This is a genomic window from Plantactinospora sp. CNZ320 (assembly GCF_002846275.1).
In genome coordinates this window covers 2,250,477-2,274,182 of the sequence record NZ_PJMP01000001.1, presented here as the reverse complement: position 1 = coordinate 2,274,182, position 23,706 = coordinate 2,250,477, and the positions used below count along the sequence as shown (strand labels likewise).

The window sequence follows — 23,706 nt, the reverse complement described above, 5'->3', positions numbered from 1 at the left end:
ACGGTGACCGGGCGTCACCGCAGGCCCGACGGGGACGTCGGTCGGGTCGGGCGCGCCCGTCCGGCCGGGGCGCAGTGATGTTTACTCCTCCTGCCCCCGGGAACCCGCCGGCCGTGCGCAACGACCAGGTCGACCCGCATCAGTGCAGGTCAGGGGCACCGCACGGTGGCCCGGCCGGGGTGTGGACCACCGCCGGCCTGTTCGACGCGGTGCTCTTCGACCGGGACGGCACGCTTGTCCACGACGTGCCGTACAACGGGGATCCGAGGCTGGTCCGACCGATGCCGGGTGCCCGGGAGGCGCTCGACCGGCTCCGTGCGGCGGGGCTGCGGTTGGGGGTGGTGACGAACCAGTCCGGGGTGGCCCGTGGCCGGTTCAGTTCCGCCGATCTGGCCCGGGTCAACGCCCGGGTCGACGAGCTTCTGGGCCCCTTCGACACCTGGCAGGTCTGCCCGCACGCCGAGCCTCCACCTGGTGAGTCGGGCTGCCGCTGCCGCAAGCCCGCACCGGGAATGGTCTGGGACGCGGCCCGCGCGCTCGGTACCGAGCCCACCCGATGCGTACTGGTCGGCGACATCGGCGCGGACATGACCGCGGCCGGTGCGGCCGGAGCGAGTGCGGTACTGGTACCCACCGCGGCGACCCGGCCGGAGGAGGTCGCCGCCGCGCCAGCCGTCGCCGGTGACCTGGGCGGCGCGGTCGACCTGATCCTGCGGCGGCACCGCTTGGCCGGCTCGGTGCCGGACGTGCCACGTGGGCGTCCCCGCTGTGTGCTGGTGGCCCGGCCGGACTCGGCCGGGGACGTGCTGGTGACCGGTCCGGCGATCCGGGCCGTGGCCGCCGGAGCCGACCGGGTGGTGATGCTCTGCGGGCCGCGCGGCCGGGACGCCGCCGAACTGCTGCCCGGGGTGGACGAGCTGGTCGAGTGGCGGCTGCCCTGGATCGACCCCGAACCCGGCCCGGTCGACCGGGCCGAGGTGGAGCTGTTGACCGCCCGGCTCGCCGGGACCGGTGCCGAGGAGGCGGTGCTGTTCACCTCCTTCCACCAGTCCGCGCTGCCGCTCGCCCTGGTGCTGCGGATGGCCGGGGTGGGCCGGATCTCGGCGATCAGCCCGGACTATCCGGGCTCGTTGCTCGACGTGCGACACCGGGTGCCGGCGGGGATACCCGAGGCGGAACGGGCGCTGTCACTCGCGGCGGCGGCCGGCTTCGTGCTGCCGCCCGGGGATCAGCCGGTGCTGCGGCTGCGCGCCGGGGCGGAGACGGCGGCGTCCGCCGACGGTACGCTGCCCGACCCGGGGTACGTCGTGCTGCATCCCGGGTCGTCCGTGCAGGCCCGGTCCTGCCCACCCGAACTCTGTGCCGAGATCGTGTCGGCGCTGACCGGCGCCGGGCACCGGGTGGTGGTGACCGGCGGGCCGGGGGAGCGGACCCTGACCGCGCGGGTCGCCGGGCGTACCGGGATCGACCTGGGCGGACAGACCTCGTTGACCGGGCTGGCGGCGATCATCGCCCGGGCGGGTTGCCTGGTCGTCGGCAACACCGGGCCGGCACACCTGGCCGCCGCGCTCGGCGTACCGGTGGTGAGCCTCTTCGCCCCGACCGTCCCGTTCGGACAGTGGGGGCCGTACCGGGTGCCGACCGTACGCCTCGGTGCCGCCGTCGCCGGCTGCCGGCACACCCGGGCCACCACCTGTCCGGTACCCGGGCATCCGTGCCTGTCCGGCATCGAGCCGGCGGAGGTGGTCGAGGCGGTCCGGTTGCTCGGTGCCTCGCCGGCCGCACCACCGCCGGTGGCCGCGCTGGCGCCGCTGGCTCCGGCGCTGGTCGGCGTCGAGGAGGTGCGGCCGTGAACATCCTGCTCTGGCACGTGCACGGCTCCTGGACCACCGCCTTCGTGCACGGCAAACACCGGTACCTCGTCCCGGTCACCCCGGACCGGGGGCCCTACGGCCTGGGCCGGGCCCGCACCTACCAGTGGCCGGACACCGTCGACGAGGTGACCCCGGAGGAACTGGCCGGCGCCGACGTGGACCTGGTGATCCTGCAACGCCCGGAGGAGATCGATCTGGTCGCGCAGTGGCTGGGCCGGCGGGTCGGCCGGGACCTGCCGGCGATATTCGTCGAGCACAACACCCCGAAAGAGGGGAACGTGCCGAACAGCCGCCATCCGCTGGCCGACCGCGACGACCTGCTGATCGCACACGTCACGCACTTCAACGCGCTGTTCTGGGACACCGGCGGCACCCGGACCACTGTGGTGGAGCACGGCATCGTGGCGCCGACCGCGCGGTACACAGGTGAACTCGACCGGCTCGCCGTGGTGGTCAACGAGCCGGTACGCCGCTGGCGGGTCACCGGCACCGACCTGTTGCCGCTCTTCGCCGAGATCGCCCCGCTTGACATCTTCGGCATGGGCGTGGCCGGCCTACCGGACCGGTTGGGGCTGCCCGCCGACCGGCTCGCCGTCTACGACGACCTGCCGCAGGGGCGGATGCAGGCGGAGATCGCCCGGCGGCGGGCGTACCTGCACCTGTGCCGGTGGACGTCGCTGGGGCTGAGCCTGATCGAGGCGATGGCCATGGGCATGCCGGTGGTGGTGCTCGCCGCCACCGAGGCGGTCGAGGCGGTACCGCCGGAGGCGGGTGCGCTCTCCACCCGGCTCGACACGCTGCTGGCGGCCACCCGGCAGCTCGTGGCGGAACCCGAGACCGCCCACCAGCTCGGGGGACAGGCCCGCGAGGTCGCGCAGGCCAGGTACGGCCTGGACCGGTTCCTGACCGACTGGGACCGGTTGCTGGAGGAGGAACTATGCGCGTCGCGATGATCTCCGAGCACGCCAGCCCGCTCGCGGTACTCGGCGGCGAGGACGCCGGCGGGCAGAACACGCACGTCGCCGAACTCTCCGCCGCGCTCGCCGACGCCGGCCACGAGGTGCGGGTCTACACCCGGCGGGACAGCGCCGAGGCACCGGAGGCGGTACGCCTGCGCGACGGGGTCGAGGTGGTGCACGTACCGGCCGGACCGGCGGAGCCGATCGCCAAGGACGAGCTGCTGCCGTACATGAAGGATTTCAGCCGCTGGCTGGTGGCGCGCTGGCGCGGCGACGAGTGGGTGCCGGACGTCGTGCACGCGCACTTCTGGATGAGCGGGCTGGCCGGGATCGCCGCCGGCCGGCAGACCGGGATACCTGTGGTGCAGACCTACCACGCGCTCGGCACGGTGAAGCGCCGCCACCAGGGCGCCGCCGACACCAGCCCGGCCCGCCGGGTCGGCTACGAACGGGCGCTGGGCCGGGCGGTCGACCGGGTCATCGCGCAGAGCCAGGACGAGGTGCGCGAGCTGGTCCGGATGGGGGTGCCGCAGGCCCGGATGACGGTGATCCCGTCCGGGGTCAACGACGAGACCTTCTCGCCCGACGGCCCGGCCGTGCCCCGGGTGCCCGGCCGGCCCCGGATCCTCACCGTCGGCCGGCTGGTCGAGCGGAAGGGCTACCAGGACGTGATCAGGGCGATGCCGATGATCCCGGACGCCGAGTGCGTGGTGGTCGGTGGGCCGCCGGCCGGCGAGGTCGACGACGACCCGCAGGTCCGCCGGCTGCGCGCGCTCGCCGACGAGGTCGGGGTCGCCGATCGGGTACGCCTGATCGGCGCCGTCCCGCGCGAGGAGATGCCCTACTGGTACCGGTCGGCGGACGTGCTGGTCGCCGCCCCCTGGTACGAGCCGTTCGGGTTGACTCCACTGGAGGCGATGGCCTGCGGTGTGCCGGTCGTCGGTACCGCCGTCGGCGGGCTCACCGACACGGTCGTGCACGGGCGTACCGGCGATCTGGTGCCGCCGCGTGACCCGGAGGCGCTCGGTACCGCCGTCCGGGACCTGCTCGCCGACCGGGTACGCCGGTACGGGTACGCCGCCGCCGCACTCGACCGGGCCCGCCGCTGGTACTCGTGGACCCGGACGGCAGACCAGATCGCCGCCGTCTACACGGCGGTCAGCGAGGTGCGCCGGCCGAGCGGGGTGGTCGCCGGATGACCGCGTCGATGGAGGTGCTGGACAGCCACCTGGCCGGGCTCGCCGCCGCGCTGCTGCCGTACCGGACCGAGGCGGCCCGGCTGGCCCGCTGGGGCGACGAACTGGCCCGGCTGCTCGCCGGGGGAGGCCGGATCCTGGTCGCCGGCAACGGTGGCAGCGCGGCCGAGGCGCAGCATCTCACCGCCGAGCTGGTCGGCAAACTGCGCGACGACCGGGCGCCGCTGTCGGCGATCGCGCTCTGCGCCGAGACCTCGTCGCTTACCGCGATCGGCAACGACTACGGCTTCGACGAGATCTTCGCCCGGCAGGTACGCGCGCACGGCCGCCCCGACGACGTACTGCTGCTGCTCTCCACGAGTGGGCGCAGCGCCAACCTGGTCCGGGCGGCCCGAGCCGGACGGGAACTGGGGATGCGTTGCTGGGCGCTGACCGGCCCGACGCCGAACCCGCTCGCCGACGCCTGCACCGAGGTGCTCGCCGTACCCTGCCCGGACAGCCAGGTGGTGCAGGAACTTCACCTGGTCTCGGCACACGTGCTCTGCGCCTACGTCGACGCGTACCTGCCGGTGCCGTTCGGCCCGGCCAGCCACGTCAACCCGGTACCGGCGGTGGCCAGCGTGGCGACGTCACCGGGTACCGGTCCGGGCCGGCCGACCGGTGCCGCCCCGGTACGCCCCTCCGGGGTGGAGGACGAACTGGTGCTGCGGGTACCCGGCACGCTCCGGCCGGCCGGAGCTGAGGAGGCGCCGTGACCGGAAGAATCGTGGTCGTCGGTGACACGCTGCTCGACCGGGACGTGGAGGGCGTGGTGAACCGGCTCTGCCCGGACTCGCCGGTGCCGGTGCTGGACGAGAACAACTGCGTCGACCGGCCGGGTGGTGCCGGGCTGGCCGCGCTCTTCGCCGTCGGGCGCGGGTACGAGGTCGCCCTGGTCACCGCGCTCGCCGACGACGAGGGAGGCGCTCGGCTCAGCCATCTGCTCACCGCTGCCGGGGTGCAGGTCTACGGGCTGCCGCTGCCCGGGGCGACCCCGGAGAAGATCCGGTTGCGGACCCGGGGGCGGGTGCTGCTCCGGCACGACCGGGGCGGGCCGGCCGGACCACCCGGCGAGCCGAGCGAGGCCGTACTCGACCTGCTGGCCGGGGCGGCCGGGATCCTGGTCAGCGACTACGGCCGGGGGGTGGCGAGGCTGCCGGCCCTGCGTACGGCACTGGCCGGCACCGCCGCGCCGATCGTCTGGGACCCGCATCCGCGTGGCCCGGCGGCGGTACCCGGCGTCCGGCTGGCCACCCCGAACGAGGTGGAGGCCCGGGAGTTGGCCGGGGTGGCGACCGGCGGCTCCCGACTGGTCGGCGCGGCACGGTCCGCCCAGACGCTGCGCCAGCGCTGGCGGGTCGGCGCGGTGGTGGTGACGATGGGCGGGGAGGGCGCGCTGCTCTGCCACGCCGGGTCCACGCCGCTGGTGGTGCCGCCGCCGACCTGCGCCGACGGTGACACCTGCGGTGCCGGGGACCGGTTCGCCGCCGCCGCCACAGTGGCACTGGCCGACGGGGCGCTGGTCTCCGAGGCGGTGCAGCAGGCCGTGGCGGAGGCGTCCGGGTACGTGGCGGCCGGCGGGGTGGCGAGTGCCGTACCGGCGGCTCCGCCCCGGGGCGCGGCGCAGCGTACCGGTGCCAGGTCGGCGCCCGGCGGACCCGACTCGACCCCGGACGGTGCCCGGTCGACCGCCGACTCGCCACCCGGCGGCACCGGGCCGGCGTCCGACCCGACGCCCGACGGCGCGCGGTCGGCATCCGGCCCGAGGCCCGACGGCATGCGGCGGGCTCCTGCCGGCCCCGTCCCGGTGGCTCCCGTCGACCCGGTCCCGGCGGCCGGCGGCGGTGCCGACCCGGTGCGGCGGCCCGGGGCGGCGGGGCGGCCTGGTGTGGTGGCCCGGCCGGGTGCGGTGGGGCGGAGCCGTTCCGGAGGTGCACAGCAGCTGGACACCGTGCCGATCACGGCGGTGGACTGGAGCGACCGGATCGGTCCCCGGGCCGCCGGTGAGGTGGTCGCCCGGGTCCGGGCGGCCGGCGGCACGGTGGTGGCCACCGGCGGCTGCTTCGACCTGCTGCACGCGGGGCACGTCGCCACCCTGGAAGCGGCCCGCCAGCTCGGCGACTGCCTGATCGTCTGCGTCAACTCCGACGACAGCGTCGCCGGTCTCAAGGGTCCGGACCGGCCGCTGGTCCGGCACGCCGACCGGGCCCGGCTGCTGGCCGCGCTCGGCTGCGTCGACGCGGTGGTGGTCTTCGACGAGTCGACTCCGCACGCGGCGCTGGCCTGGCTGCGCCCGGACATCTGGGTGAAGGGTGGCGACTACGGCACCGGTGCCGACGGCCCGGACCTGCCGGAGGCCGAGATCATGCACCGCTGGGGCGGTCACACCGTGGTGGTGCCCTATCTGGACGGGCGTTCGACGACCGGGATGATCGCGGCAGCGCGGGCCGGCCGCCGACCGGTGGGACGGACCCGGTGAGCGGCGGTCTCGACGGGGCCGGCGGCGCCCTGTCCGCCCAGCCCGGTGGCCTGTCGTCGGCAAGTGGCGCCGCCGCCGCTGCCGGTGCCCTCGACGGAGCGGTGCTGGTCAGCGGCGGGTCGAGCGGACTCGGCGCGGCAGTGGTGGCCGCGCTCGCCAACTCTGGCGGGCGACCGCTGGTGCTCGACCGCCACCCGCCGGTCGCACCCACCCCCTGGCGGCAGTGCGATCTCGCCGACACCCGGGCCGCCGAGGCGGCCACCCGGGAACTCGCCGAGCAGGCCGGCGGGCTGGCCGGGGTGGTCACCGCCGCCGGAGTCGACGTACCGGGGCGGCTCGGCGAGGTGCCGGCGGAGACCTGGGAACGGGTGGTGGCTGTCGACCTGCTGGCCACCGCCGCCGTGATCCGGGCCGCGTTGCCCTACCTGGAACGCTCGCGCGGCTCGGTGGTCACCGTCGCCTCCACCCTCGGGGTCAAGGCGGTCGGGGACGCGACCGCCTACTGCGCGGCGAAGTTCGGGGTGGTCGGCTTCACCCGGGCACTCGCCGCCGAACTGGCTGGAACGGTCGGGGTGACGCTGCTGATACCGGGCGGGATGCGTACCGCCTTCTTCGACGAGCGCGACCCGCAGTACCGGCCGGGCGCCGACGCGGCACTCAACGATCCCGCGGACGTCGCCGAGGCCGTACTCTTCGCCCTGCGCCAGCCGCCCGGATGCGCGATCCGGGAGATGGTGGTCTGCGCCGACCGGGAAACGTCCTATCCGTGATCCTGGTGCTGCGGGCGCTCGGAGTGGGTGATCTGGCGACGGCGGTGCCGGCGCTGCGCGGGCTGCGTGCCGCGTTTCCGGAGCACACCCTGACGGTGGCCGCCCCGGACTGGCTCACCCCGCTGGTGGAGCTGGTCGGCGACGTGGACAACGTGCTGCCGACCGACGGGCTGGACCCGGTCGACTGGGCCGGGCCGGCACCGTACTGGGCGGTCAACCTGCACGGTAGGGGTCCGCAGTCGCACCGGCTGCTCGCCTCCGCCGGCGCGGAACGGCTCTGTGGCTACCACTGTGCCGAGGCCGGCCATCTCGACGGGCCGGAGTGGCGGGCGGAGGAGCACGAGGTACGCCGCTGGTGCCGGCTGCTGCGCTGGTACGGCATCGCGTGTGACCCCGACGACCTGGACCTGCGCCGCCCGGCGCCCCGGCGGGTACCGGTCGGGGTGACGGTCGTACACCCTGGCGGCAAGGGGAGCGCGCGCCGCTGGTCGGCGGAACGGTTCGGCACGCTGGCCCGGGAGCTGACCCGGACCGGGCACCGGGTGGTGGTGACCGGTTCACCGGAGGAACGGGATCTGGCGCAGCGGGTGGCGACCGGGGCCGGACTGCCGAACACGGCGGTACTCGCCGGCCGGCTCACCCTGGTCGAGCTGGCCGCCGTGGTCGGGCACGCCCGACTGGTGCTGAGTACGGACACCGGGGTCGCGCACCTCGCCACCGCGTACCGGACGCCGTCGGTGGTGTTGTTCGGGCCGATCCGGCCGCAACTCTGGGGCCCGCCGCCGGACCGGCCCTGGCACCGGGCTCTGCACCGGTCACCGGGTTCCGGCCGGGCCTGGCAGCCGGACGAGGAGTCCCGGATCCATCCGGCGCTCGCCGCGATCGGGGTGGACGAGGTGCTGGGGGCGGCCGGGGAGGTAGACCGACTGGGGCGGGGCAGCCGTGCGGTTGCGGCGTAGCGACCTCTCCGCCCCCGGGTACGGGCGGCGCCGGCACGGTCGCGGCGTGGTCTTCCTGGACACGCGGGGGCAGGCGATCCGGGACCGGGACGAGCTGACCCGGCTCCGCGAGCTGGTGATTCCGCCCGCCTGGAAGGACGTCTGGATCTGCCCGCACCCGGCCGGGCACATCCAGGCGGTCGGCACCGACGCGGCCGGGCGCCGGCAGTACCTCTACCACCCGACCTGGCGGGCCCGACGGGACCAGGCCAAGTTCGACCACGTGCTTGAGGTCGCCGCCCGGCTGCCGGTGTTGCGGGAGCAGGTCTGTGCCGACCTGGCCGGGCGGGGCCTGCGCCGGCCCCGGGTACTGGCGACCGTGGCCCGGCTGCTCGACATGGGCAGTTTCCGGATCGGCAGCGACCAGTACGCGGCCGGCGACGACCCGACGTTCGGGGTCGCCACCCTCCGGCCCGAGCACACCCGTACCCGCAACGGCGCGGTGGTCTTCGAGTTCCCGGCCAAGGGCGGCATCGACCAGGTGTGCCGGATCGACGACACCGAGGCGTGCCGGGTGCTGCGGGAACTGCGTCGACGGCGGCGTGCCGCCCAGCGGCTCTTCGGCTACTGGGACGGCCGCAGTTGGCGGGACGTGCGCAGCGACGAGGTGAACGACTACCTGCGTACGGCCAGCGGGGGCGAGATGACGGCGAAGGACTTCCGCACCTGGCACGCCACGCTCTGGGCGTCCCGGGCGCTCGCCGAGGCGGGGCCGCAGCGCTCGGTGACCGCCCGGCGTCGGGTGATCGCCGAGGCGATGCGCCGGGTCTCCGGCCGGCTCGGCAACACCCCGGCGGTTGCTCGGACATCCTATGTGGACCCCCGGCTGATCGACCTCTACCAGAACGGGACGGTCGTCGAGGTGACCCCGGACAGCACCGACGCCGACGCCGAACGCGCCGTACTGGCGCTTCTCACCAGGTAACGAAGCCCCGGTCGCACCGGCCGAGACCAGCGAGTCGGCGCCACGCGCCACGCATCGGCGACCTCCCGGCCGGCGATCCCTGACCCGCATGGTGACGTGCCACAATGCCAGCAATCTCGGCTATACAGGGGAGGCGCCATGTCCACGGCGGCGAAGGCGTCCTCGGTACCCGGCGATCCCGGCGCGATTTCCGCGGTGGCGTTGGTCGGTCGCCACCGTGAGCTGGCGGTGCTGGTCGAGGCGGTGAGCCGACCGCCCTCGCTCGTGGTGGTGGACGGCGAGGCCGGCATCGGCAAGACCCGCCTGGTGGACGAGCTGCGTTCCCGCGAGCCCGACATCGGCCGGCCGGTCGTGGTGGCGGCCTGCCGGCAGGTGACCGACCCGTTTCCGCTGTTTCCGGTGATCGAGGCCGTCCGCCTGCTGCGCGGAGCGCTGCGCGGCGCCAGTCTCTCCACGGTGGCCGGTGCCCTGCGCCCGTTGGTGCCGGAGCTGAGCGACGTACTGCCACCGCTGCCCGAGCCGACCACCGACCGGCGCGTCGAGCGGCATCGCGTCTTCCGCGGACTGGTCGAGTTGCTACGGGTGGCGGGGCCGCTGGTGCTGGTGCTGGAGGACCTGCACTGGGCCGACGCGGACACCCCTGACTTCCTGCGCTACCTGCTGGCCGACCCGCCGTCCGAACTGTCGATGGTGCTGACCTACCGGGACGAGGAGGTCGCCGCACCGGTCCGTGCGCTCTCGGCCCGCCTGCCGGCGGCGGTGCACCAGGCACACGTACGCCTGGCGCCGCTGGACGTCGCCGGCACCGGTGCCCTGGCCGCCGCCATCCTCGGCGTCGACCGGATCTCCGAAGGGTTCGCCGGTTACCTGTGCGAGCGGGCCTCCGGCCTCCCGTTCGCGATCGAGGAGCTGCTGGCGCTGCTGCGCGCCAAGGGCAGTGTGGTGTACCGGCAGCGCAGCTGGGCCCGCCGCGCGCTGGACCGGCTGGACGTACCGGCCGGAATCCGGGACCAGGTGCTCGAGCGGATCGGCCACCTTGGGCTCGACACCCGGTCGGTGCTGGCCGCCGCGGCCGTTCTCCAGGGCTTCGTGTCACTGGCGGTGCTCACCGACACCTGCCGGCTACCGCCACCCCGGGTGTGGGGCGCGGTGGAGGAGGCGCTGGCCGCCGGGGTGCTGGCCGAGGATGGCGACGGGGTGGGCTTCCGGCACGTGCTGGCGGCCCAGGCGGTCTACGGCGCGATCCCCGAGCTGCACCGTGCTCGGCTGCACGCCCAGGCGGCGGAGGCGCTGCGGCTGCTGGACCCGCCGCCGCTGGGCCAGATCGCCGCGCATCTGCGCCGGGCGAGCCGTACGGATTCCTGGGTGGACGCCGCCGAGCAGGCTGCCGAGCAGGCGCTGGCGGTGGGGCACGGCGCGCAGGCTGTCCGGCTGCTGGAGGAGCTGCTGCGCGACGCGCCGCTGACTGCCGATCGGGCGGGGCGGATCGCGGTGACCCTCGGTCGTCTGTTGAGCGGCGGCGACGCCGGCGACGAGGATGTCGTGGACCTGCTGCTGGCGGTTCTGGACCGGGACCTGCACCCGCTGGTCCGGGGCGAGCTGTCCCTGCTGACCGCGATAGCGATGGACGCGGGTCGCAGCGACCTGTACCAGCAACGGGAGCTGTGCCGGGTGGCGGTGGAACATCTCGATCCCCGCCGGCACGACCTGCGGGCCTGGGCGATGGCCTGCCTGGGAATACCGCTCGACCTGGATGTGCCCCTGGCCGAGTACCGGGACTGGCAACAGCGTGCCCTGACCGAGCTGACGCAGGTAACCGCTGCGGAGGTCCAGATCCGGATGCTGGGCAAGGTGGCGATGGTGCAGGTGCTGCACGGAGACCGGCACTGGCCCGAGCTACTGGACCGGCTCGACCGGATCGCCGCGGCCGACCCGGGGGCGGCGCGGCGGCAGCACCGGGTCGAGGCGTGGGCGTGGTACGCGATCGGGGTCGAGGCGTGCTATGCCGGACACCACGACCGGGCCGCCGAGCTGATCGCCCGAGCGTCGGCGTACCCGGGCGCGTGGGAGTTGCCGCAGCGCGGCGCCAGCCTCTTGTCGGCCCGTGCTCTCCTCGACTACTGCACGGGGGAGTGGGACGGCCTGCTGCCCCGGGTGGAGCGGCTCTTCGACCAGCTCGTCGACTTCGTACCGGCGCGGACCGAGGTGGAGCTGATCGCCGGTGGGCTGCGGCTGGCCCGAGGGGAGGTGGCCGAGGCACGGGAACGGCTGGGCGCGCCAGCCACGGACGGCTCGGCCGTGCTCAGCCACGGCGGCCTCGGCACCGCCGCCGCCCTTCGCCTCGCGCTCGCCGACGGCGACCCGGCAGGCGCGGCGGCTATGGCGCGGCAGCAGATCGCGGTGATCGTGCGACGAGGCATCTGGGCCCCGATCGTCCGGTGCCTGCCGGCGATGACCGAGGCGCTGGTCGCCGCTGGCGATCTGGCAGGTGCTCGGGAACTGCTCACCCGGGCGGCCAGGGAGCTGCGAACACTGGATGTCCCGCTGGCCGGGGCAGCCCTGCGCCATTCGAGGGGAGTGCTCGCGGCGGCATGGCACCGGTGCCGGTCCGCCGCCACAGGCCTGCTGGCTGCCGCTGCCGAGTACGACCAGCTGCGCTGCCCGTACGAGGCGGCGCAGGCCCGGGAGCGGGCGGCCGGGTGCCAGTTCGCCGGTGGGGACCCGGCGGGCGCTGAGTCGTTGCGTACGGCACTGGCGACCTACCAGCGGCTGGGCGCCAGCTGGGACCTGGACCGGGCCGCGCGCTCCGCCCGCCGGTACGGGGTGGCCGTCCCGGCCCGGCACCGCCGGGGTCGGCGCGGCTACGGTGACCAGCTCTCCCCCCGGGAGCGTGAGGTGGCTGCGCTGGTGGCCGACGGCCGGACGAACCAGGATATCGCCGACGCGCTGTACCTGTCGGTAAGCACCGTCGAGAAGCACGTCGCAGCGGTGACCCGCAAGCTCCATGCGGGCTCCCGCAGGCAGGTCCGGGACCGGATCTCCGGCGCACCCGCCAGCGTTGCCGGTCCACCGCCGATTTAGTTGGCGGTCTTTCCGCCATTGCTACGCCGTGCCGGCCTGCGCACGCTGCAAGCGTGAATGCCGGACCCTCCTTGCCCGACCCGGAACCGACGACCGTGACGCGGCAGCCGGGTGACAGCCGGGTGGGCAGAAATCCGGCTGCTCCACCGTCTGCGGTCACCGCCGCCGACGACGGTGGACCGACGGAGGCGGACCAAGGTGGACCAACCGACGAGGACTGGCTGCCGTTGTGAGCGATCGGGCGTCTGACCGCTCGGCAGAGGTGGCCGGGGCAGCGAGGGCTCAGATCCGCGGCAGAGATCAGGTAGGAGAGCAGATGCGTCCATTCCGTCGATGTACCGTTTTCGCCACGGCCCTGTTGGTGGCGCTGCCGCTGACCAGGGCCACCGTCCCGGCGAGCGCCGAACCGCCAGGTGCCCTGCCGGCCGTCCCGGCGCTGCGCGAGCTCGCCGGCGGCACACCAAGGGTCCATGACATCACGCTGGTCACCGGGGACCGGGTGCAGGTGACGATCCCCGCCACCGGAAAGCCTCAGGTCGAGACCGAGGTGTCGGCCCGCCCGGACGGCCGGCAGGTCCTCGTGCGGGCCCTGGTAGACCAGGACAACCTCTACGTGCTGCCGTCGGACGCGGCGGAACTGGTCGCGGCCGGGCGGCTGGACCGGCGACTCTTCGACGTCCGGCGCCTGATCGAGGACAATCGCACGGACGGCACGGCCGCCGCGCTGCCGGTGCTCGTCGGCTACCAGGGGCCCGGCCCCGACCTGCGGTCGGCCCGTTCGAGGGCGACGGCGGAGAAGGAGTTGCGGGCCAGGGCGGACGACCTGCCCGGCAGCCGGGAGGTGCGGGCTATCGACAGCATCAACGGTGCCGCTCTGGACGTGGTGAAGAGCGAAGCGGCGGCGTTCTGGGCGCGCGTGTCGCCCAAACCCGGCCAGCTCGGCGCGGGCCTGGACCGGGTGTGGCTGGACGGCACCGTCCGGGTGTCGCTGGACGTGAGCGTCCCACAGACGGGTGCGCCGCAGGCGTGGGCGGCCGGCTTCGACGGCACCGGCGTCACCGTCGGGGTGCTGGACACCGGTGTCGACGCCCAACATCCGGATCTGGCCGGCAGGGTGACGGCGAGCCAGAGCTTCGTGCAGGGGCAGACGGTGGCCGACGGCCACGGGCACGGTACCCATGTCGCTGCCACGATCGCCAGCGCCGGCGGCAGCTTCCGGGGCATGGCACCCGGCGCGAGCCTACTGGTCGGCAAGGTCTGTGACGACGGCGGTTCCTGCAGCGACTCAGACGTGATCGCCGGCATGGAGTGGGCCGCCGCCGACCAGGACGCCGACATCGTCAACCTGAGCCTCGGGGGCGCTCCCACCGACGGTACCGACCCACTGAGCCTGGCCGTCGACGCCCTCACCGCGGGTACCGGTGCGCTGTTCGTCATCGCCGCCGGCAACGTCGGCACGCCCCGCAGCGTCGGCTCGCCCGGCGTGGCCGACTCGGCGCTGACCGTGGCGGCGGTGGACAAGTCCGGCGGGCTCGCCGACTTCTCAAGCCAGGGCCCCCGGGTCGGGGACTCCGCGCTCAAGCCGGAACTGGCCGCGCCGGGCGTCGCGATCAACGCGGCCAAGCCGGGCGGTGGGCACCAGCCGATGTCCGGCACGTCGATGGCAACCCCGCACGTCGCGGGCGCGGCGGCGATCCTGGCCCAGCGGCACCCGGACTGGACTGCGGGCCAGCTCAAGGCGGCGCTGATCGGGACGGCGAGGGACGACAGCTTCTCCGTCTACCAGACCGGCTCCGGGCAGCTCGACGTGGCCGCCGCGATCCGGGCCGCAGTGATCCCGACAACCTCCACGGCGGACTTCGGCCGCCTGAGATATCCCCAGCAGGGCACGTCCAGCCGTACGGTCACCTACCGCAACACCGGAACCCAGCCGGTGACGCTCGCGGTCTCGACGGCACTCACGCAGGCGGACGGCTCGGCCGCCCCGGCCGGGATGCTCGCGGTCACGCCGTCCAGCGTGCAGGTGTCGCCCGGGGGCACCGCCGACGTGACGGTCGTCTTCGACACGGAGAAGGGTGCGGCCGGGCTCTATTCCGGCCAGGTCGTCGCCACGGCGGGCGACCTGACGCTGCGGACACCGGTCGGCGCCTACAAGGAGCCGCTGGGTCACGACCTGACGGTGAACGTGGTGGCCCGGAAGGACGCCACCGCCGTGCACCGAGGCCTGGTCATCATCCGGCGGACGGATGTGGACACCGGGGAGTGGATTCTCCTGCCCGCGGCCGCGACCACGAGCGCGCACCTGGACGAGGGCGTCTACGCCGTGACCTCGGTCGCCCAGTTCGACTACGACGACACCAACGAGCTGAACCACGCGGTGGCGCTGGCCGACCCGCAGGTCAAGCTCACCGCCGACACCACGATCACGCTCGACATGAACCGGGCCGTACCGATCGACGTCCGCCCGGACCGGCCTACCGAGGAGTACGGAGTCACGCTCAACTTCTGGCACCAGGTGGACGGCTCGCCGATGGGCTTCGGTGAGGTGACCGGCCAGCTGCCGTACGGCATCAAGGGCTGGGCGCTGCCCACCGAGCCGGTCACGGTCGGGAAGTTCCACTTCGAACACGGGCACGTGCTCGGCACCCCGGTGCTCACCGCCCGGGTCCCGGAACTGGGCAACCGGGGCACCCTGCACCCGCGGTACCAGAACTACTCGGCGAGCGTGCGGCGGCTGGACGGCAGGGGCCGGCTGCCGATCGTCGACGTCGGGCCGGGCAGCGAGGCCGACTTCGCCCGGGTCGACGTACGCGGCAAGGTCGCGCTGCTGGATGCCGGTGACCGGTCGATCACCCCGGTTTTCGGCGCCGAGAGCGTCATCCCGGAGCTGAACCGGGCCGCGCGGGCCGGCGCCGCCGCGGTGCTCGCCTACGCCAACGAGGGGATGCCTCTGCTGACCGGGTACCAGTTCCCGTACAGCATGTTCCCGCTGGCCACCATCGCGGTGCCGGCGGACGAGGGCCGGGCGATCCGGAACCGGCTGGCCAAGGGCAGGGCTACCTTCCAGTACCACGGTCAGCCGTCCATTCCGGACGTCTACACCCTGTCGTACCTGGAGCAGGGTCGGATTCCCGGCTCGCTGACCCGCCGGGTGACCGACTCGAACCTGGTTCACCTCCGGCAGGACTACCACGCCGACCGGCCGGTCGCGCAGGAGTTCGGGGCGCAGCCGACCTGGCCGACGCTGCTCCCGGTTGACGGCCTTGCTGCGTCCTACTCCCTGCTGACCCTGGAGGAGACGGCCGGTCCGACAGCCCGGACCCAGCACATCGGGCCGGTCTCCGACACGACCCTCTGGTTCCGGCGCGCGATCACGTCCGACCTGGCGGAGTGGCTGGCCAAGGGTCCCAACCACCATTACTCGTACTACCGCGGGGCCATGTACACCGACGAGGTCTTCCACCGGCCGCACAGCCGGGTGGAGACCTGGGGCGCGGGACCCACCCCACCGGGCCCGTTCACCGTCGATTCCCGGACGCTGGCCGTCCTGCCCGGGGGCCTGCCGTGCACGGCCTGCCGGTACACCGGCTGGTTCTCGGCGGACATCATGCCGATCTTCACCATCGCAGTCGACCAGCACGGACATTACGACCAGTTGACCAGCTACTCCAACCTCAAGGAGTTCGAGAATATCGTCGGAGTTGACGAGATCCGCCTCTACGCCGACGGCAGAGAGCTGCCGCAACAGAGCATGGTGGGAGTTCCGGGCATCGTGCCGTACTACGAGCTGCCCGACGGGCCGACCTCGTACCGGATGACCCAGCACTTCGAGAACATCCTGCCGCACGGTGGGTACGGCACCAAGGTGGACAGCGAGTGGACCTTCCGATCGCAGAGTCCGGGCGGCAAGGAGGTTCCACGCGGGTACGACGGGCTCGGCCTCTGCGTCGACAAGTGCGGCACGCAGCCGCTGATCTTCCTGCGCTACGGCCTCGACCTCAACCTCGACAACCGGTTGCCGGCCGGTCGCAAGCACGTGTTCACGGTCGAGCCCTATCGGCAGGTGTCCACCGGTGCACTGCCGAAGGTCGCCGGTCTGACCGTGCAGGCGAGCTACGACGACGGCCGGACCTGGACGCGGTTGCCTGCCTGGCGGCTGGCGGACGGGAGCTACCGCGTCCAGGCGGACCACCCGAAGCGACCCGGTGCCGAGACGGTGAAGTTGCGGACCGAGGCATGGGACTCCGCGGGTAACCGGATCGTGCAGACGCTGCACGACGCCTACGGGTTGACCACCCGAGGCTGACACCGACCGGTAGCGGGAAGCCGCCCGGTACGCCTCGCATTGTGCGCGACGTGCCGGGCGGCCCGGCTGCCCGATGCCCCGCACCGTCGCGGTACGGGGGGACTGCCGCCCGGAGTGCTCAGTCGTTGAGTACGTGCGACAGTTCGTCCCGGAACCGCCGCTCCTTCTCGAGCAGCTTCGAGGCGCTCTGCGCCCGGCTCAACACGTCGGCGATCATCGCCTTCGGGTCGTCCGGCTCGATCACCGGCAGTTCCTCGCCCACCTCCGGGTCGCCGATCCGGGTGATCAGCTCTCCGGCGACGGCGGCGACCAGCGGGCTGGCCGACTCCCGTCCGGCGGCGATGCTCTCCAGCCCGGCGGCGTTCTCCGACCGGGTCCGGCGGCTGCCGTCCGACTCCGCGGCGCTGGCCGCGGTCAGCACCGACTGCGGCAGGCCGACGAGCAGCCCCCACTCGTCGTCGGAGAATCCGAACTGGCGCTGCTGGCCCGATAACTCAGCGGCCGCCCGACATCGGGTCTGCGTTGCGGACGTCCGCCAGCAGTTTGGCGATCACCGCCTCGGTCATCCAGGCGTCGCCGGTACGGTTGGCGGCGCCCAGCCAGTCACCGATGTCCCACATCGCCCGGCAGGCGGCCAGTACGGGGAAGCCGGCCACCTCGCTCCGGCTCAGCGGACGGACCTGCTGGTAGCCGGCGAGAACGGCTGCCCAGCGTTCGCGGTCCTCCGCCGGCGACTCGGGCCCGTGATAGAGAGCGACCAGGTCGTACGCGCGTAGACCGAATCCACAGTGGTCAAAGTCGAACGTGACGAAGCGTCCGTCGCTGTCGCTGTCGCTGTCGCCGTCGATGTTGCTGTTGCCCCGGTGCAGGTCCGCATGGATGATCCCGTATGCGCTGCCGCCGATCGCTCGGAGCCGCTGGATCTCGCCGGTCAACCGCTCGCCGAGCCTGCCGAGCTCGGCGAGGTCCGCTGCGGCCCGGCCCGAGCGGGCATAGGGCGCCAGGCTGGCCAGCGGCCGTTCGACGAGGATGCGTTCGTCGAGGTGGTAGCGGTCGTGGCCGGTGTGGAAGGCGTCCATCTCCAGGTGCATCCGGGCGATGCCGGAGCCGAACCCGCGCCACTGCTCGGTGGTCAGCGTGCCTTCGTGCAGGGGACGGCCAGCCGCGTGGGTGAACAGGGCGAAGCAGCGTTCGCCCTCGGGCGCCGTCAGCCGGCCGAGCCGGTCGCCGACGGTCCGCTGGTACGGCCGGATGACGCCCAGCCCGGCCGCGGCCAGGTGCTCGAGCAGGTCGAGTTCGAAGCGGAGCTCGGATTCCGAACGGATCCAGTATTTCTCGCGGTTGTAGACCCGCAGCACGCGGCGACCGCCCTCGACGTCGGTGACGAGGTAGCTGTCGTTGAAGCCGCGGTTGAGCAGGCTCACCGTGACGGGCGCCGCGACGGCGTACTCCCGTTCCACGAGCTGGGCGAGGTCCTCGGCGTGCAGGAGCGAGTGGGTCACGCGCATATCGAGCGAGCCTACGAGTGGACCGGCCGGCCCACCAGGGCAACCGGAGGTGCCTCGGCCCGGCCGCGTGGCGCTCGTTCGTCCGGTACGCCCCGACCCGTTGACCGGGAACAGCAGAGCGCCCCGCAGCCCTGGCGGGTACGGGGCGCTGCCGTCGCCGCAGCGGCTCAGTCGTTGAGTACGTGCGACAGCTCGTCCCGGAACCGCCGCTCCTTCTCGGTCACCTCGTCACCGCCGAGGCCGAGTACCCCACCGGTCGACGCGGCGGTCACCACCTGCTCGGCGATGGTCAGCAGCCAGTGCCGGTACGCCCCGGCCTCGCCCTCGGAGACCTTGCCGTCGAGCAGCTTCGAGGCGCTCTGCGCCCGGCTCAACACGTCGGCGATCATCGCCTTCGGGTCGTCCGGCTCGATCACCGGCAGTTCCTCGCCCACCTCCGGGTCGCCGATCCGGGTGATCAGCTCTCCGGCGACGGCGGCGACCAGCGGGCTGGCCGACTCCCGTCCGGCGGCGATGCTCTCCAGCCCGGCGGCGTTCTCCGACCGGGTCCGGCGGCTGCCGTCCGACTCCGCGGCGCTGGCCGCGGTCAGCACCGACTGCGGCAGGCCGACGAGCAGCCCCCACTCGTCGTCGGAGAATCCGAACTCACTCGCATATAGCGGTTGCTCGGTCACGGCAACCTCCCTCCACTCCAGAACAAACCATCACATCCCACGGCACGCAGTGGCCGGGGGCAAACCGAATCGCCGTACGGAACGGGCGTGTTTCCGGTGTCGTCCTGTGCTCCGTACCCCAGTCGGCCGTGGATCAGTCGTCCACCGGCTCCAGTAGGCCCTGCTCCCGGACCACCGGCACCGAGAGGGTCTTGTAGCCCACCTCGTCGAAGAGCACGGTCATCCGGTCCTCCTCGTAGCTGAGCACCATTCCGGAGCCCCACTCGGTGTGCCGGACCGCACTGTGTACCGGAAATGGCTCGTTGGCCTTCGCGCCCCGCCGACCCTGCCGGCCGCGATCACCCGCAGCCGCCCCGGTGCCGGCCGGTGCGGCTGCGGGCAACCCGGCCTGGCAGTTGTCGCAGTGTCGGCAGGGTTTCGGCAGCCGCTCACCGAAGTACGCCAGCAGGAACTGTCCCCGGCAGCCCCGGGTCTCGGCGAACGCCCGCATCATGTCGGTACGCGACCGCTGCACCGCCTGCTGCCGTTCCGCCTCGGCAACTGCGGCGGCTGCCGCGTCGACGGGCTTCGGGGCGTAGCGCGGGCTGCCGAGCCGGTTGTCCGGCCGGGTGTCGGCGGCTCCGACCTGCTCCAGCAGCGCGAGGAGTTGACCGAGCTTGCGGGGCCCGAGACCGGTCCGTTCACGCAGCGCGGTCCGCGTGGTGGCTCCGTCCCGGAGCAGTGCGGCGAGGTCGCGCAACTCGTCGGGATCCGGGGCGCCGCCGGTGAAGTAGCGGCGCAGTCCGACGTCCTCGGCCCGCCACAGCAGCAGCGCGCGGGCCGGATCGCCGTCCCGGCCGGCCCGGCCGATCTCCTGGAGGTAGCTGTCCGGTGCGTCCGGCAGCGCCATGTGCGCCACCCAGCGGATGTTCGGCTTGTCGATGCCCATCCCGAACGCGGAGGTGGCGACCATGATCGGTACCCGGTCGGCGAGGAAGTCCTCGTGCAGTTCCTCGCGGGCTCCGGCCGGCATCCCGCCGTGGTAGTACTCCGCCGGGAAGTCGGCCTCGGTCAGCCGTTCGGCAAGCTCCTCGGCGGCCCGCCGGGTCGGCACGTAGACGATTCCGGGCCGGGACTCGGCGCGGAGCAGCGCGAGCAACCGCCGCCACCGGTAGTCCTCGGTGGCGCAGTTCGCCACCTCCAGGAAGAGGTTGGCCCGGTCCAGCCCGGAGACCACCACCTTCGGCTTGTGCAGGCCGAGCCGGTCGACGATGTCGTCCCGGACCGGCGGGGACGCGGTGGCGGTCAACGCGACCACCGGCGGGCGGCCCAGTTCCCGGATCAGGTGTCCCAGCGCCAGATAGTCGGGGCGGAAGTCGTGTCCCCAGGCGGAGATGCAGTGCGCCTCGTCCACCGCGACCATGGCCGGGCGCAGCGCGCGTACCTCGGCCAGCCGATCCGGGTTGCTGAGCTGTTCGGGGGTGGTGAAGAGGAACCGGGCCCGGCCGGTCCGGATCTCGTCCAGGGCGGCGGCCTGCTGCCCGGCGCTCTCCGCCGAGCTGATCCGCACCGCCCGCAGCTCCGGCTGGCCACGGTCGTTGAGCGCGGCGATCTGGTCCTGCTGGAGGGCCAGCAGGGGTGAGATCACCACCGTCGGTCCGGTCAACAGCGTCGCCGGTACCTGGTAGACAGCCGATTTTCCGGCCCCGGTCGGCAGGATCACCAGGGCGTCCCGGCGGCGCATCAACGCACGCATCGCCGTGAGCTGGTCGGGGCGCAACGATCGCCAGCCGAACCGGTGCCGGGCGGCACGACGGAGCCGGGTGGCGTTCAGGGGTGGCAGCTTCATCGGTCGCCGGAGGTACCCCGGCGGCGCCAGCCCGAAACGGCGACCGGCTGTGGCCGACCACTCCGGCCCGGCGACGGCCGGCCGCACTGCCGGCTGCCGACCATCAAGTCCAACGGCGTCCGGCCATCCAGTTCAATGGCGGCCGGAGTCCAGTTCGGCGGCGGCCGGACGTCCAGTTCAGCGGCGGCCGGACGTCCAGTTCAGCGGCGGCCGAACATCGAACGTAGTGCGGCGAGCAGCAGCACGGTACCGAGGATGGCGCCGACGATCCGGACGCCGGGGATGTCGAACCAGCTTCTCTCCTGCGCGGCGAGCAGGTGCCGCGGCAGCTCGGCGAGGCGCGAGGCGGTCTCCGCGAGGTGCGACGCCGTCTCCGCGAGGCGCGCGGTGGTCTCCGCGATGCTGGACTGCATTCCAGCACTCTCGCACGTCGTCGGCGCCGTGTCGCATCTCCGGGCCGTTCCGGCTAATAGGAAGGTTTATTGACTATTTTCCGAGGTGGTGTGACCATGGCAGCACCCGCCGCTACCAGGGCGGGCGCTGTCCACAGTAGATACGGGGGTAACCGGCGGGATGAGCGGAACGACGGACAACCTGTCCAGCCTGGCGGCAGCGGTGCTCCAGCCCGGCTTCGTCGGCACCACCCGACCGCCGGACTGGGTGCGCCGATGGCTCGCCGAAGGACTCGGCGGGGTGGTGTTGTTCGCCCGCAACGTGGTCGACGCCGAGCAGGTCACCGCGCTGACCGACGCGATGCGGGCGGAACGGCCGGACGTGCTGGTGGCGATCGACGAGGAGGCCGGTGACGTCACCCGGCTGGAATCCCGGCTGGGCAGCTCCCGGCCCGGCAACCTGGCGCTCGGCGCGGTCGACGACCCCGAGCTGACCGAGGCGGTCGCCCGGGATCTCGGGGCCGAGCTGGCCGCCGCCGGCATCTCGCTGAACTACGCCCCGGACGCCGACGTCAACGCCAACCCCGACAACCCGGTGATCGGCGTACGCTCCTTCGGGGCCGAGCCGGGGCTCGTCGCCCGACACACAGCCGCCTGGGTACGCGGCCTCCAGTCGGCCGGGGTCGCCGCCTGCGCCAAACACTTCCCCGGGCACGGGGACACCAGCGTCGACTCGCACCTCGACGTACCCCGGATCGCTGTCTCCCGGGCCCGCCTCGACGCGTGTGAGCTGCCGCCGTTCCGGGCGGCGATCGACGCCGGGGTGCAGGCGGTGATGACCGGTCACCTGCTGGTCCCGGCGATCGACGAGGAGTGGCCGGCGACGTTGAGTCGACGGGTCCTGACCGACCTGCTCCGCGAGGAGCTGGGCTTCCAGGGCGTGGTGGTGACCGACGGCATCGAGATGCGCGCGGTCGCCGACCGGTACGGCTTCGCCGGGGCGACCGTCCGGGCCCTGGTCGCCGGTGCGGACGCGATCTGTGTCGGCGGCGAGCACGCCGACGAGGCGGACGCGCTGCGGCTGCGGGACGCGATCGTCGACGCGGTGCTGGCCGGGGTGCTGCCGGAAGAGCGTCTGGTCGAGGCCGCCAAGCGGGTCGGTCTGCTGGCCGCCTGGAGTGCTGCCGCCCGGGCACAGCACGCCGAGTGGATCCCCACCGGGCCGGACGGCTCCGCGTTGGGGCTGGCCGCCGCACGCCGGGCGGTCCGGGTCACCGACGGTACCGCCGGCCCGGCCGGGTTGCCGCTGACCGGCCCGGCCCACGTGCTGGAGTTCGAGCCGCCCCGGAACATCGCGATCGGCGCCGAGACGCCGTGGGGCGTGGGTGCCCCGCTGGCCGCCCTGTTGCCCGGCACCACGACCGTACGGCTGGCCGCCGGTGACCTGGCTGCCGGGCACGCCCCGCCGGCCGGTGCCCTCGCCGGGGCGACCGGCCGGCCACTGGTGCTTGTGGTCCGTGACCTGCACCGGCATCCCTGGATGTCGGCGGCGGTACGCCGGATCCTGGTCGACCGTCCGGACGCGGTGGTGGTGGAGCTGGGGGTGCCTTCCACCGTCACCGGTCGGGTGCACCTGGCAACCTACGGTGCGACCCGGGCCGCCGGCCGGGCCGCTGCCGAAGTGCTCGCCGGTCACTCCTGATCGGAGGGCCGAGCTGCTCGGCGACGGTCCTGATCGGACTCTCGTCCGGCCCGGTGGGGTGAGCGCGGTGGCGAGGTCGGGGCGACCTTCGATCAGTACCACGGCTGTCACGAAGGGTGCCCCCACGTTCACGGCGAGTCGCTGTATCGTTCGTCCGGTGACCCCTCGCTGGCAGCGGGCCGCCCTCACCCCGTCCTGGATCCGGTGGCTTCCCTGCGCCTTCGTCTACCTCACCGTCGTACCCGGGGAACCCCGTTTTCGTCGATCGACCTGGTCGACGATCCCCTGGGACGGATCGGCGTGGTGCGACCCCGGCAGCGTCGACGAGTGGGTGGACCGGGCCCGGCGACGGCGCGCCGGCCGGGACGCCGAGGACGCCGAGCTGCACGCCCGGCAGCACTACGCCTGGATGGTGCGGATCCGCGCCACCCGGATCGAACTCTTCGCCGAGATGTGCCGGCGGCGCGACCTGCCGGTACCGCACACCGTCGGCGAGCTGCTGCTCTGCCTGGCGGAGTTCGGGCTGTTCGAGGTGTCCGAGGGCGACGGCGACGATCCGTGGGTCAGCCCCCGGCTGGACCGTGACCCGCTGGAGGTGCTGCCGCTCTCCGAGGCGGAGCGGGAGTTGGAGGCGCGGGCGCAGCGGGACGACCAGGCCGTACTCGTGGCCATCGCAATCCGCCGGCTGGCCCAGCGGACCCGTCGGCGGTGGCGGCGTCGGCTGGTCAGCACCAGCCTGACCAGCCTGGCCGGCGTGGCCGGGGTCACCGAGGAGCAGGCTCGACGCTCGCTCGTCGACCTGGGTCAGATCGCCGAGTTGGGCATCGACGCCGGCCGTGGCGGCGACCGGCTGCGGCTCAGCGTCCCGTGGCCGGACTTCCGGCTCAGGTTCCCGTTCACCGAACTACCGGCTCCGGAGCACGCCATCTAGACCGCTGGTCATTAGGCCCGATCAGGACCAATGACTACCAGGCC

Annotated in this window: 17 protein-coding genes; 12 read left to right on the top strand and 5 right to left on the bottom strand. The window is 73.6% G+C overall.

All coding sequences use genetic code 11. From position 1 onward, the window contains the following. Positions 1-77: 77 nt before the first annotated feature. The 10 genes from CLT71_RS09880 (at position 78) to CLT71_RS09835 (ending at position 16,627) form a co-directional block, all read left to right on the top strand. Positions 78-1,853, top strand: a complete 1,776-nt coding sequence (locus CLT71_RS09880) for an HAD-IIIA family hydrolase (RefSeq protein WP_101366853.1) — start codon at positions 78-80, stop codon at positions 1,851-1,853. Further along, positions 1,850-2,827, top strand: a complete 978-nt coding sequence (locus CLT71_RS09875) for a glycosyltransferase (RefSeq protein ID WP_101366852.1) — start codon at positions 1,850-1,852, stop codon at positions 2,825-2,827. Before CLT71_RS09880 ends, CLT71_RS09875 begins: the two co-directional genes overlap by 4 nt. Continuing rightward, positions 2,812-4,032, top strand: a complete 1,221-nt coding sequence (locus CLT71_RS09870; RefSeq protein ID WP_101366851.1) for a glycosyltransferase — start codon at positions 2,812-2,814, stop codon at positions 4,030-4,032. The genes CLT71_RS09875 and CLT71_RS09870 overlap by 16 nt, the downstream gene beginning before the upstream one ends. Further along, entirely contained in the window at positions 4,029-4,784 is a 756-nt protein-coding gene (locus CLT71_RS09865) for an SIS domain-containing protein (RefSeq protein WP_101366850.1), read from the top strand. Before CLT71_RS09870 ends, CLT71_RS09865 begins: the two co-directional genes overlap by 4 nt. Further along, the gene (locus CLT71_RS09860) at positions 4,781-6,547 is read left to right on the top strand and encodes a PfkB family carbohydrate kinase (protein ID WP_486483172.1); all 1,767 of its coding nucleotides are present in this window, start codon (positions 4,781-4,783) and stop codon (positions 6,545-6,547) included. Before CLT71_RS09865 ends, CLT71_RS09860 begins: the two co-directional genes overlap by 4 nt. Positions 6,548-6,648: 101 nt before the next feature. After that, positions 6,649-7,317, top strand: coding sequence for an SDR family oxidoreductase (locus CLT71_RS09855; protein WP_101371299.1), 669 nt, complete (start codon positions 6,649-6,651; stop codon positions 7,315-7,317). After that, complete coding sequence (locus tag CLT71_RS09850; protein WP_101366848.1) at positions 7,314-8,276, top strand: glycosyltransferase family 9 protein; 963 nt, start codon at positions 7,314-7,316, stop codon at positions 8,274-8,276. The genes CLT71_RS09855 and CLT71_RS09850 overlap by 4 nt, the downstream gene beginning before the upstream one ends. Next, a complete protein-coding gene (locus tag CLT71_RS09845) occupies positions 8,260-9,240 on the top strand; it encodes a DNA topoisomerase IB (protein ID WP_101366847.1) in 981 nt (326 codons plus the stop codon). The genes CLT71_RS09850 and CLT71_RS09845 overlap by 17 nt, the downstream gene beginning before the upstream one ends. A gap of 138 nt (positions 9,241-9,378) precedes the next feature. Continuing rightward, positions 9,379-12,321: an AAA family ATPase gene (locus CLT71_RS09840; protein WP_101366846.1), complete on the top strand. Its 2,943-nt coding sequence runs from the start codon at positions 9,379-9,381 to the stop codon at positions 12,319-12,321. 316 nt (positions 12,322-12,637) lie between these two features. Continuing rightward, positions 12,638-16,627 (top strand): S8 family serine peptidase, encoded by a 3,990-nt coding sequence (locus tag CLT71_RS09835; protein ID WP_143743424.1) that lies wholly within the window; start codon positions 12,638-12,640, stop codon positions 16,625-16,627. A gap of 118 nt (positions 16,628-16,745) precedes the next feature. Here the strand turns inward: CLT71_RS09835 and CLT71_RS09830 are convergent, their stop codons facing one another. The 5 genes from CLT71_RS09830 to CLT71_RS09810 form a co-directional block, all read right to left on the bottom strand. Beyond that, positions 16,746-17,048: a hypothetical protein gene (locus CLT71_RS09830; protein ID WP_486483171.1), complete on the bottom strand. Its 303-nt coding sequence runs from the start codon at positions 17,046-17,048 to the stop codon at positions 16,746-16,748. Positions 17,049-17,121: 73 nt separating this feature from the next. Continuing rightward, positions 17,122-18,129: a phosphotransferase gene (locus CLT71_RS09825; protein ID WP_158242206.1), complete on the bottom strand. Its 1,008-nt coding sequence runs from the start codon at positions 18,127-18,129 to the stop codon at positions 17,122-17,124. Between the two features lie 173 nt (positions 18,130-18,302). Further along, entirely contained in the window at positions 18,303-18,809 is a 507-nt protein-coding gene (locus CLT71_RS09820) for a hypothetical protein (RefSeq protein WP_101366842.1), read from the bottom strand. Positions 18,810-18,942: 133 nt separating this feature from the next. After that, positions 18,943-20,637, bottom strand: coding sequence for a RecQ family ATP-dependent DNA helicase (locus CLT71_RS09815; protein ID WP_101371298.1), 1,695 nt, complete (start codon positions 20,635-20,637; stop codon positions 18,943-18,945). Positions 20,638-20,837: 200 nt separating this feature from the next. Next, positions 20,838-21,050, bottom strand: a complete 213-nt coding sequence (locus CLT71_RS09810; protein ID WP_101366841.1) for a hypothetical protein — start codon at positions 21,048-21,050, stop codon at positions 20,838-20,840. Positions 21,051-21,210: 160 nt separating this feature from the next. On the opposite strand from CLT71_RS09810, the gene CLT71_RS09805 reads away from it, so the two are divergent. After that, the gene (locus CLT71_RS09805) at positions 21,211-22,731 is read left to right on the top strand and encodes a glycoside hydrolase family 3 protein (RefSeq protein ID WP_101366840.1); all 1,521 of its coding nucleotides are present in this window, start codon (positions 21,211-21,213) and stop codon (positions 22,729-22,731) included. A 157-nt stretch (positions 22,732-22,888) separates the two neighbouring features. Continuing rightward, positions 22,889-23,662, top strand: a complete 774-nt coding sequence (locus CLT71_RS09800) for a DUF6042 family protein (protein ID WP_101366839.1) — start codon at positions 22,889-22,891, stop codon at positions 23,660-23,662. The last annotated feature ends 44 nt before the right edge of the window (positions 23,663-23,706 follow it).